Origin of the sequence: Pseudanabaena sp. Chao 1811 (genome assembly GCF_027942295.1) — a bacterium.
Taxonomy (GTDB): Bacteria; Cyanobacteriota; Cyanobacteriia; order Pseudanabaenales; family Pseudanabaenaceae; genus Pseudanabaena.
Genome location: NZ_CP101416.1, coordinates 4,423,553 through 4,435,248, shown reverse-complemented (window position 1 = coordinate 4,435,248; position 11,696 = coordinate 4,423,553). Strand labels below are relative to the sequence as shown.

Below are 11,696 nucleotides of genomic sequence, written 5' to 3'. Positions count from 1 at the left end.
TATACCGATAGAGACCGATAGAGATCGTTACTCAAAATAAGACATAACACCTAGAAAATAAGTAAGAAAAGAGACTATATGCAACTATACGGACTAACGACAGTTAATCAGTCGGAGCGTCACTAAAATTTGTAAGATTATTTACAGGTTTATTTATAGGATTATTTATAACCTCGTAAAGTGGTAAGACAACGGTAAATTCTGTACCAATGTTCAATCGAGTATTGACAGAGATAGATCCGTTATGGATATCTACACAGTTTTTTACAATTGATAGACCTAAACCTGTACCAGGCAAGATACCTACATTTTTACCACGATGAAATGCACTAAATAAATAGGTTAAATCTTCTTCAGGGATACCAATACCATGATCACCAATAGTAAAAGTTACATGATCCTGATCAATGGCAATTTTAAAGTCAATATCACTGTTTTCATGGGAATATTTAATCGCATTTGTCGTCAAGTTTGATAGAATTTGTCGCAATAGTTTTTCATCCATTTTAACCATTAATTCTGGAATTTCATTTTGCAAATGAATATTTTCAATTAATACATTATTAACTAGATCATGAAAAAGTGAATTCAGATTATAATTTTTCCCAAATGTTCTTTTGATTTGTCGCAATAGTTGTTTGCTAAATTTCAAAAGATCAAACTCAGTTAAGTTTAACTTGGTTTTATTGGCATTAGTCCGACTGAGAAACAATACATCCTCCATCAACTCAGTCATATGCTTAACTTCTGATTGAATTTGGTGTAGTTGTTCAGTTTGTTCTTCTTTTGTCCATTCGTAGTGTTCGAGTAGTTCGGAGGCACTTTGAATAGTAGTAAGAGGAGTACGAAACTCGTGGGAAACAACCGAAATAAAGTTGGTTTTCATTTCACTTAGCTCTCGCTCCTGTTTGAGCGATCGCGCTAATACGGAAGCAGATAGTTGCAATTGTTCATTTTGTTCTTGAAGTTTCTTTTGGAGTGAGCATAATCGCAAATGGGTTTCAATTCTAGCTAATACTTCAATTAATTGAAATGGTTTACTAATATAATCCACACCGCCAACAGAAAAAGCTTCCACTTTTTCCGATGGTTCTTCGATCGAGCTAATAAAAATGATAGGAATTGCTTGAGTTTTAGGATTATCTTTTAATATTTTACAAACTTCATAGCCATCAATATCAGGCATCCGAATATCAAGCAAAATTATGTCAGGTAATTGTCTAGTTGCTTTTTCTAATGCTTCTTTTCCATTTGTAGCTTGCTCAACTTTATAACCTTGTCTGATGAGCATCAGCGATAGCAGTTGAATATTATAAATAGTGTCATCAACAATCAAGACTGAAGAATTGTTTACTCGCTCTCTTTCTTCAAATTCACCTTCTTCCGTTAGATCTGAATTCTGATTTTGCATCAGGTTTGATTCTGAATTATTCATATGCCCAAAATTATGATGTATCTAAACATAATACTCTTTAGTAAAATATAGAAATGAGAATCTAACATTTATTTTGGCATGTCTATTTTGGTAAATCTATGCGTTTTTCAGTTATTTTGCCTTGTTTTTATGAAATTCGTCATGGCTATCTAGATCGTATTCTTACTAACTTAGTCGAGCAAGATGGCAACAAAGAAATTATTGCCGTTGTAAGTGCCAGTGAAGACGGAACCGAAGAGGCTTTAAAGGCATATGCTGCAAAGTTTTCAGATTTTCATGTGGTGCGATCGCCTGCCCGAAATCGTGCGCAGAGGCTCAATGATGGAATTGCCATTAGCACAGGGGAAATTATTTTATTACACCATCCTGCAACTCTTTTGCCAGAGCAAAATGCCTTAAAGTTAATTGAGCAGACTTTAGGATCTGAGAGAGCTGATTATGCTTGGGGTGCGTTTCAGCATAGTTTTGATGATCCTCATTGGTTGTTACGTTTTACATCTTGGTATTCTGACAATGTGCGGGTTAAGCACAAGGGAATTGTGTACCTCGATCACTGCCCATTTGTCGATCGCCAAGTTTTAGCTAAAGTTGGCAATATCCCCGAACTTGATATTTTTGAAGATACGGTCTTAAGCGATCGCCTCCGCCAGTTTTCTAAACCAGTACTCGCTCAAGGCAAGGTGATTACCTCAGCAAGAAGATTTCAGCAGAGGGGAATATATCGTCATGCCATGCTCAACCAACTATTAAAAGTCTGTTATCACTTCAAGATCGATCCTGCATGGCTCAATCGTCTATATGAACAAAAAGCTAGCATCAACGTCAAATATGACGAGGGTTTAAAAAAATAATTTAGAAAATATAGATATTTCTCACGGATTCGTGTAGACAAGCAATTTCTGACGCAAGACGAATTAACGAAAATTGTCCAATCCCTTGATTGGCTGCAATAATAATGCAACCTAAAAATTTTAATGAGGAGTTCTTAAGAGTGACAAGCTCTAACACTAATCGCATTCATGCCTATAGCCGATTACAGAGATCGCCACAATATCAAAAATCGCATCAAAAATCGCACTCATGGCAATCGGTTGTATATCGTGGTGGGGATATCCTATTTGCAACTTGGGTGGGACTGATTTGTGCTGTGCCACCTTGCTATATGCAGACTGAGTTTCAAGCACCAGTCGAGGCAGCAGAACTCAAAATGGCGCAAGCGGTTGTCCCCATTTCTCCTCGCGCCGTTAATCCTCTCACGCTCGATCTTGCTGATGATCTGTTAGAGAGCGATCGCCCTAATCTCCTACAAGCGATCGACAATAGTATTCAATATATTCGCACCCCTAATGCCGCCAAACGTTATCCTGTAGCGGGAATTAGTCAAGATCTCATGGAGCGCAGTTTGGTGCGGTTTCGTCGCCTTGTCCAAGTGTCGCGCACTGCCAAGGATCTCCAACAAGCTGTAAATCGTGAGTTTAATTTATATCAGTCGGTGGGGCGCGATGGTACGGGGTTGGTGCAGTTTACAGGTTATTACGAAGCGGTATATAAGGCGAGTCGGACTCGGACTGATGAGTTCAAATATCCTTTATATCGCTTACCTGCTGACTTTGGAGAATGGAGTTCACCCCATCCCACTCGTCCCATGCTTGAGGGGAGCAAAAAATTAGCAGGACTAGAAATCGCATGGTTAAGCGATCGCTTCCAAGCATTTTTAGTACATGTCCAAGGCTCAGCAAGGTTTGAGTTACCCGATGGCAAATTATTGACTGTGGGCTATGCAGGTAAAACCGATCAGCCCTATCGCTCAGTGGGGGCAGAGCTAGTTAGAGATGGCAAAATGCGTCTCGAAGATGTGACTCTACAAACTCTCATTGAATATTTTCAAAAAAATCCCCAAGACTTAAATACCTATCTCAACCGCAATCCTAGCTTTGTCTTTTTCCGCGAAACTAATGGCAAGCCTGCAACGGGTAGTCTTGGCTGGCCAGTGAGTGCCGAGCGCTCGATCGCTACGGACAAAAAAATCTTCCCCTCTGGTGGTATTGCCCTTATTCAAACCGAAATCCCCTTTGAAAATCCTAAAACTGGCAAACTAGAACTGCGTAAAGTACAACGCTTTGTCCTCGATCAAGATACTGGTGGGGCAATTCGTGGCGCGGGGCGTGTAGATATTTTTATGGGAACAGGCGATCGCGCAAAGCAACGTGCGGGGCTGATTAAAGGTGACGGTCAATTGTATTATCTTGTTCTAAAGTAAATTTAGCGTTAGCCAGTTATGTTAGGACAAACCCAAAACCCAAAAGAGAGTTGCGGTGCGAAGCGCCGCAACTCTCTTTTGGGTTTTATTTTGGCTATAGTTATACTACCCAACCATAAGTAAGAGAAAAATTTATGCCAATTAATAATCCTTTTACGCTTAGAATGCAGATTACGCGAATGTTTGAACAGGGGCAGTCACTCTTTGCGGAAATCAAAGTCCAAGATTGGCTCAAGGAACGTAGGCATAATCCTAAGGATTATATAATTCGCTTTAATCAAAAAATGGCTCCTGTGGGTTCTGTTTCCTCGGTTAACGTAGAGATAGAACTCCTTCGCAAAGACGGACAACCCGTTGATGAATGGCTATTACAAGAACTTAATCGTCAAAGCTAAAAAAATATTCAACTGCTCACAATGCTGAGTAGTTCAAAGTGTAATGAATGCCATTTTATTTGATCTTGATGGAACTCTCACTGATCCTAAAATCGGGATTACCACCTGTATTCAATATGCGATCGCCAACCTTGGCTACCAACCACCTGCAACCACAGATCTGTTATGGTGTATTGGACCTCCCCTGTCAGTAAGCTTTGCCAAGCTTTTAGAAACTAATGATCGAGATTTAGTTGACAAAGCAATTTCTTTATATCGCGATCGCTTTTCAACTATTGGCCTATTCGAGAATCTGCTCTACCCTGATATCCCCGAAACTCTGAAATTAATTCGGAATGAAGGCTATCAAACCTATGTAGCAACCTCTAAGCCCCATATTTATGCCAAGAGAATTATCGAGCATTTTGGCTTGTCATCAATGTTTGATGGTATCTATGGTAGTGAACTAGATGGGACAAACAGCATCAAAAGTGAACTAATCCGCCATATTCTGGATCAAGAAAATATAGCTCCTGCTCAGACCGTGATGATCGGCGATCGCTATCATGATGTAGTTGGCGCAAAACAAAATCAAGTTTTAGCGATCGGTGTCACCTATGGCTATGGTACTGAAGCAGAGCTAAAAGAACATGGTGTCGATCTACTAGCCCATTCTCCTCAGGAAATTTCCCACTTAATATTGAACATAATTGTATGAGCAAAACTCAGGCTCTTTTCCATCAACTGGCAGAACAACTCAGCAATGTTGTCTTTGGACAATCAGTTTTAGTGAATCAGTTACTGATTGCCTTGCTATCTGGTGGTCATGTCATTCTCGAAGGTGTCCCCGGCACTGGTAAAACTCTTACAGTTAAAGTTTTAGCTAAACTCCTACAGGCAGAATTTCGGCGTATTCAATTGACTCCAGATATTTTGCCGTCGGATATTTTAGGGACTAATATTTTTGACCTCAATACTCGTAAGTTTGTTCTTAAGAAAGGACCAGTTTTTACGCAGATTCTCTTAACGGATGAAATTAACCGCACTCCACCCAAGACTCAATCTGCGTTGCTAGAAGCAATGGAAGAACGACAGGTGACACTAGATGGAGAGAGCCTCCCCCTATCTGAGCTATTCTGGACGATCGCTACGCAAAACTCCCTAGAATTTGAAGGAACCTATCCCTTACCCGAAGCGCAATTGGATCGCTTTCTATTTAAGTTAATCGTAAATTATCCCGATCCCGCTTCTGAAAAGCAGATGTTGCTAAGCAGTCATGAAGGAGGACGCACCAATCGTAGCAATTTATCTCAATTGGAGCCAATTGCCACAGTTGAGCAATGTCTACAAGCCCAAAAAGAAGTCCGCGCCATCAATGTCCATGAATCGGTAATTGAATATCTATTAGCCCTAGTGGAACGGACAAGGCGACATCCTGATTTATCCTTAGGAGCTTCTCCAAGGGCCGCAGTTGCTTGGTTACTGGCTAGCAAGGCATCTGCTTGGCTATCGGAACGGGAGTTTGTAACCCCTGATGATATTAAGATCGTTGCACCACCTCTATTACGTCACCGCTTAATTCTACGTTCTGAAGCCCAATTGGATGGAGTATCCATCGAGTCTGTAATCCAATCTCTTCTCAAACAGGTGGCTGTACCACGATGACCCCAACTAGCCGTACCTATTTGCTTTTGGGTTTGGGTGGTGCGATCGCCACTATTGTCTCAGCGATCGCAGGAACAGAGTTGCGATGGCAAGTATCATCTCTCATTTTATTCTTGTGGAATCTGATACTTCTATTTATGGTTTGGTTGGATGCTCGTCAGATTGAGCCTGTCAATGCTATTCGACATCCCCTTCCCCGCTTATCTATCGGGCGAGACAATCCTATAACAATTACAGTTGCAGGCAGGATTGGGGACAGAGTGCAAATTCGGGACGGATTTCCCTCTGACTTTCAAGTAAGCCATGCCCAGCTTGAAGTTGAGCTGGATCATGAGACTACGCAGGATCTGGCTTATACAGTCCACCCCCTTGTGCGTGGAGAATATACTTGGCAAGATATGCAGATTCGTCAGATTGGGCGTTGGGGACTAGCTTGGCGGTCTTGGAAAATCGCGTCTCAGGCAACTGTAGGTGTTTATCCTGATCTGATGTCTTTGCGATCGCTCTCGATCAAGTTGGCTTTACAATCTACGGGATCGATAGAGTCACGCCGACGTTTAGGGATTGGAACTGAGTTTTCAGAACTAAGGGAATATAATGCGGGTGATGATCTGCGACTAGTGGATTGGAAAGCGACTGCCAAACGTAGCAAACCGATGGTGCGGGTTCTCGAACCAGAACATGAGCAGACTTTGATTATTCTGCTCGATCGGGGGCGATTGATGACCGCAAAGATTCAGGGTATGACCCGCTTTGATTTTGGAATGAATGCTGCCCTCGGACTAGCCCTCGCAGGCATTCATCGAGGCGATCGCGTAGGGATAGGCGTATTTGATCGCAAAATCCATACTTGGATTCCCCCCGAACGGGGGCAGGCACAGATGGCAAAATTTATCGAACGCCTGACCCCGATTCAACCTGAGTTACTAGAACCTGATTATGTCAATGCGGTAACTACCGTTGTCCAGCAACAAATTCGTCGTGCCCTTGTGGTGGTGATTACCGATATCGTTGATGCTGTTGCTTCGGCAGAATTGTTATTAGCACTCGCCAGACTGCGTCCCCGATATTTACCCTTCTGTGTAACTTTGCGTGATCCTGAAGTCGATCGCCTTGCCCATACGTCAACTCCCATTTCCGAAAGTACCAATCAAGCGATCGCCGCATCCTATAGCCGTGCAGTGGCTTTAGATCTAATTTCCCAACGTGAATTAGCCTTTGCTTCTCTCAAGCAGAAAGGTGTATTGGTTCTAGATGCTCCTGCCAATCAAGTAAGCGAAGAATTAGTAAATCGCTATTTAATGTTGAAATTAAAAAATCAACTGTAATCAATACAAGTGTCAGCGCGAAGCGCTGACACTTGTTAAAGTGATGATGGACGGTTCCGAAAATAGGCGAGTAATCCACACAGAAGCAGAGTTCCTCCTAAATATTTGAATGGTGCGGGTATCGCAGGATTAGGTGAGATAAATCCCTCGATCGCTCCTGCAATTAGCAACAAAGGAACGACACCAAACATCAATTGGGCAGCCTGATTGCCATAGATTTTGAAAGCATCAATGCGGCGATAGGGCGCAGGGAATAGTAACGCTTTGGCAATTAGTAAACCTGCGGCTCCTGCTAAAAAAATTGCAGGTAACTCCAGCGCACCGTGGGGAAAGACAAACGCCCAGAAAGGATATGCCAATCCATTTTGCTGAACTAAAGCACCGATCGCACCTAATAAAATCCCATTAAAAAACAAAAAATAAGCTGTTAACAAGCCACCCGTAATTCCACCAGCCACAGTGCGGAAGCAAACAGTCATGTTATTGATAGCAATGCCACTGGATGCAAGGGGTTCAGAGCCTAAAATCGATCCCATCCACAATTCGCCGCGATCGCGAACTAGGGAGATTAATCGCTCGGGGACAACCAATGCTAAAAACGATGGATCACGCCAAGAAAACCACCAAGCAATCAGCGCACCAACCATAAATAGGAAGGTTGCGATCGCAATATAAATTCTAGACTCGTAGACTACTGAGGGAAATCCCCAGAGATAAAAGGATAGAACTGCACGCCATTCCTGTTTGCGCGATCCTTGATAAATCTGACTGTAACTACGGGAAGTCAGAGTTTGTAACTGCTGGATGATGGTCTCTCCCAATTGGTTCGTCTTCGCCCGTGCAAGATCAGCAGATACTGATCGGTAAAGACTAGCCAGTAAAGCAATCTCATCGGCTTTTAGAGATTTGAGTCCTTTAGTTTCTAAGCGTTTTAGTAGAGCTTCTAGCTCTTGCCACTGAGTCTCACGCCTTGCAATCCAACGTTGTACATCCATGATCTTGAATTAGCTGTTAATCTAGGTTAGCCTAAACAAAATGCGAAATTAGAGGTTTGTCCCATGAGTCGCGCTCCCCTTCGCCCCCTCAGTATTGGTAATGTGGTCAGCACAGGACTGGTGCTATATCGTTCCAACCTACAGACTTACTTTGGTATTGCACTTAAAGCTTATCTTTGGATCATCCTACCACTAATACTTTTGGGAGTAGCAAGTGGGTTATTTGTCGTAAGCAGACGATATCCTTGGCTTCTATTGGCGATCGCCTTTATATTGCTACTAGCAGGGATCGCCAAGTATCTAACCAACTCAGCCCTAATTTCGCGACTTGCCTACCAAGAACTAATCGGAAATCCTGAAACCGAAAGCAAAGCCCGTCAACATATTGATCCCAAGCTTTGGCAATTTTGGTGGATATCGATTCTTGTGGGATTACAACTCTTTATTATTTACATTCTGGCGGCGATCGCCTTAATTGTTGTAGCAACAATTTTGGGCTTCATTTTACGAAATAGTCTTAACCCTGTAATCGCAGGAGTTCTGGTTGCCACAATAACTGCTTTAGGTATAGCAATTATCCTGTCATGGTACTTTGCGCGATGGATGATTGCGGAAGTTCCCTTAGCTGTAGAAGGTAACGTTACCGCAAGTGAAAGTATTAGCCGCAGTTGGGATTTAACTAAAAATTCGGCACTCAGAATACAGGGGATTGCCTTGATCGCGTTTTTAGTAACGTTGCCCATAACAGCTTTAACCAACTATGCACCACAGTTTCTATTCGCTAGTGCTAGAGCTGGATCTCCACTGTTTTGGACAGGTACAGGCATTTCCTTCATCTTCAGTCTAATAGGCTCAATTTTAGTACTGCCCCTCTGGCAAACGATCAAAGCTGCGATTTACTATGATTTGCGAACCCGTCGCGAAGGGCTAGATATCAAGTTGCGCCAAGGAAATAACACCGACGATGAGAATGATTTTATCTAGATCTAGTAACCCATGAGTTTTTTTAACAAAATTACGCTGCAAACTCCAGAGAGTGTGGAACTAGAGTTTACCCTTGCGGGCATTGGCAATCGCGCTCAAGCCTTGATGGTTGATTATATTTTGTTAGGTGGAGCGATCGCAGTTGTTATATTTACGGGGTCGATGCTGTTTGCACAATTTACGCCTAGACTACAGAAATGGTACTTAGCGATCGCCCTATTAATCACCTTTGGCATTTTTGTCGGATATTTCATCTTTTTTGAGTCCCTCTGGCAAGGACAAACCCCCGGTAAACGCTATGCCAAAATTCGGGTAATCCGCGACGATGGCAGACCTGCAGGACTCTCACAAGCCACCTTAAGAGCCTTGTTGCGTCCCATTGATGATGCCCTATCCATTGGTTTTTTGATGATCGTTTTTAATAAACAAGAAAAACGTTTAGGGGATTTACTAGCAGGAACTGTGGTCATTCAAGAGGAGCGTCCTTCTAACGATCAGAAGCTTATTCTCTCCAATCAATCTGAAGCCTTTGCTGACCAGCTTCTAGAAGTCAGTAATCTATCATTGCTGCTTCCCGATGATTTTGCTTCCATTCGCGAATTTTTGCAGCGTCGCCAACAAATCCAACCTGAAGCCCGTCAAAATTTAAGCCGCCAACTCGCTCGCCAGCTTAAATCAATTCTCGAATTGGAGACTATTCCCTTTAAATCCGATGCGGAAACCTTTATAGAAGCAGTATTTTTGGCATATCAGCAACAGACCCAACGGAGGCGATCGCATGGGTAGTTTTGATAAAAGCGATTGGAATTGGCAGGTCGAACAGTTTCAACGGCGGACAAGTGAGTGGTTAGAACTGAATTTTTTCCCTGCTGCTGAGCAGGCGATTCGCGGTACAGATTGGACTCTTTCTGACTGGGTCGTAAATGGCACTATCTGGCTCGCATGGGCAATTCTCGGCAGTGCGATCGCTTGGATGCTTTGGCAAATCTTTAAAATTATGCGTCCCTACTTAGAAACAGTTGGTTGGCTCCGACCAAGGATGAGAACAGAGGAAAAATTACCTGTTACTCCTGCTGCCATTGAATGGGAACAGCGATCGCAAAATTTTGCAGGACAAGGTGAATATCGCGAAGCCTGTCGCGCCCTTTATATGGCGATGCTCCAACGTCTCCATGAAGCTACCCTCGCTCCACAACAACCCAGCCGTACCGATGGTGAGTATTTGCAATTATTGAGGCATATCCCCCGATGGCAGACCTATCAGATTTTGCTGAGTACCCATGAGCGCCTATGTTTTAACGATGAAATGCTTTCTGTAAGTTCCTTTGAACGCTGCCAACAGGCCTATCAAGAACTCAACCATTATCTCAGTAGCATTCGACCATGAAACTATCGCGAAAAAGGATTTTAGGAATAGCGATCGCCATAGTAGTGTCAGTGCTACTAATCTTCTTGAGCGCTCCTAATACTAACCCCCACCCCGGTTCTACCTATAGTCGCTCCCCCCAAGGCTATGGTGCTTGGTATGCCTATATGCTTAATCGCAAATTGCCCATTCAACGCTGGGAAAAATCCTTAAAAGATTTTCTACCTAAACAAAAAGGGACATTAATACGCATTTTCCCCACAGCATCCAAATTGGCTCTCAGTTCCGAAGAAAAAAAATGGATCACCGCAGGTAATACCCTTGTCCAAGTTGGTGTTTCTGCCCCTGTCACGGCCGCTAATTTCCATCAATCCATCGAAAGTCCTGCGGGGCTTGTTCAGATTGACACCTCAAGAAGGTTTAAGCCCATAGCCTCGAAGCAAGAAATTTTGGGCGATCGCTTTGGAGTGGTTGTGCGTCAAGAAAAAATTGAGAAAGGTAGTCTCATTCAAGTCAGTACGCCCTATCTTGCCGCTAATGCCTATCAAGATGCCGCAGGAAACTATGCTTTATTAGCTCAACTAGTCAAGGAAAATCCACCGATATGGGTTGATGAATACCTGCATGGTTATAAAGACAAGCAAAGCATGGAAGCGCTTCAAGAAGGCAATTGGATTAGCTACCTGATCAAAACACCGCTTTTGGCGATCGCCATACAAGCAGTTATTCTCCTCTGTGTTCTCATTTGGTCACACAATCAGCGCTTTGGTCTCCCACAAACAGTTGAGGTCGTAAAACCCGATAATAGCCAAGCCTACATTCATTCCCTAGCAATGGTTTTGGCACGTGCGGGGGCTAGTGAATTTGTGATGCAGGCGATCGGGCAGGCAGAGAAACTGACTCTTCAAAAGAAACTCGGCTTGGGTACAACATTACTCTCCCATCAAGAGCTTGTGGATGCTTGGGTAGAAACTGGACGGTCGCCCTCTGAACTTACGGCTGTGCTTACTCCCCTTGAGAGCAAGCAACGTATCAGTGAGCGGCAATTATTAACATGGCTAGAGCAATGGCAGCGAATTAACTACAACCCTGAGTCCCTGTCATAAAATATATTGACACTAATTTTTTGTAGTAGTGCGGCTTTGCCGCACTACTACAAAAAATAAACCTTTAATTGACACCAATTTTTTGTGGTGTGGTAACGCTGGACTGCAAAAAATAAGGTATTAACATACTTGATACACCAACTCTCTAAAAACCCCCTCTAACTCCCCCTTGAAAGGGGGAGA

General features: G+C 43.0%; 12 protein-coding genes. 10 read left to right on the top strand and 2 right to left on the bottom strand.

The annotated features are described in order from the left end of the window. Positions 1-103: 103 nt before the first annotated feature. Positions 104-1,435, bottom strand: coding sequence for a hybrid sensor histidine kinase/response regulator (locus NMG48_RS20205; protein WP_271253198.1), 1,332 nt, complete (start codon positions 1,433-1,435; stop codon positions 104-106). Between the two features lie 98 nt (positions 1,436-1,533). On the opposite strand from NMG48_RS20205, the gene NMG48_RS20200 reads away from it, so the two are divergent. The 6 genes from NMG48_RS20200 (at position 1,534) to NMG48_RS20175 (ending at position 7,062) form a co-directional block, all read left to right on the top strand. Next, positions 1,534-2,286 (top strand): glycosyltransferase, encoded by a 753-nt coding sequence (locus NMG48_RS20200; protein ID WP_271253197.1) that lies wholly within the window; start codon positions 1,534-1,536, stop codon positions 2,284-2,286. Positions 2,287-2,426: 140 nt separating this feature from the next. Then, the gene (gene mltA, locus NMG48_RS20195) at positions 2,427-3,695 is read left to right on the top strand and encodes a murein transglycosylase A (protein WP_271253196.1); all 1,269 of its coding nucleotides are present in this window, start codon (positions 2,427-2,429) and stop codon (positions 3,693-3,695) included. 134 nt (positions 3,696-3,829) lie between these two features. Further along, a complete protein-coding gene (locus NMG48_RS20190; RefSeq protein ID WP_126386759.1) occupies positions 3,830-4,090 on the top strand; it encodes a hypothetical protein in 261 nt (86 codons plus the stop codon). A gap of 43 nt (positions 4,091-4,133) precedes the next feature. Continuing rightward, positions 4,134-4,787, top strand: a complete 654-nt coding sequence (locus NMG48_RS20185) for an HAD hydrolase-like protein (RefSeq protein WP_271253195.1) — start codon at positions 4,134-4,136, stop codon at positions 4,785-4,787. Next, positions 4,784-5,734 (top strand): AAA family ATPase, encoded by a 951-nt coding sequence (locus tag NMG48_RS20180; protein WP_271253194.1) that lies wholly within the window; start codon positions 4,784-4,786, stop codon positions 5,732-5,734. The genes NMG48_RS20185 and NMG48_RS20180 overlap by 4 nt, the downstream gene beginning before the upstream one ends. Then, positions 5,731-7,062: a DUF58 domain-containing protein gene (locus NMG48_RS20175; RefSeq protein WP_271253193.1), complete on the top strand. Its 1,332-nt coding sequence runs from the start codon at positions 5,731-5,733 to the stop codon at positions 7,060-7,062. The genes NMG48_RS20180 and NMG48_RS20175 overlap by 4 nt, the downstream gene beginning before the upstream one ends. Before the next feature lie 35 nt (positions 7,063-7,097). Here NMG48_RS20175 and NMG48_RS20170 read toward each other — a convergent pair whose 3' ends face one another. After that, entirely contained in the window at positions 7,098-8,057 is a 960-nt protein-coding gene (locus NMG48_RS20170) for a stage II sporulation protein M (RefSeq protein ID WP_271253192.1), read from the bottom strand. A 63-nt stretch (positions 8,058-8,120) separates the two neighbouring features. On the opposite strand from NMG48_RS20170, the gene NMG48_RS20165 reads away from it, so the two are divergent. Genes NMG48_RS20165 through NMG48_RS20150 form a run of 4 tightly spaced genes read left to right on the top strand, consistent with a single transcriptional unit; the run spans position 8,121 to position 11,513 of the window. Then, positions 8,121-9,041, top strand: a complete 921-nt coding sequence (locus NMG48_RS20165; RefSeq protein WP_271253191.1) for a hypothetical protein — start codon at positions 8,121-8,123, stop codon at positions 9,039-9,041. A 12-nt stretch (positions 9,042-9,053) separates the two neighbouring features. After that, a complete protein-coding gene (locus tag NMG48_RS20160; protein WP_271253190.1) occupies positions 9,054-9,827 on the top strand; it encodes an RDD family protein in 774 nt (257 codons plus the stop codon). Then, positions 9,820-10,428, top strand: coding sequence for a DUF4129 domain-containing protein (locus tag NMG48_RS20155; protein ID WP_271253189.1), 609 nt, complete (start codon positions 9,820-9,822; stop codon positions 10,426-10,428). Before NMG48_RS20160 ends, NMG48_RS20155 begins: the two co-directional genes overlap by 8 nt. Continuing rightward, positions 10,425-11,513 (top strand): DUF4350 domain-containing protein, encoded by a 1,089-nt coding sequence (locus NMG48_RS20150; protein ID WP_271253188.1) that lies wholly within the window; start codon positions 10,425-10,427, stop codon positions 11,511-11,513. Before NMG48_RS20155 ends, NMG48_RS20150 begins: the two co-directional genes overlap by 4 nt. Positions 11,514-11,696: the final 183 nt, after the last annotated feature.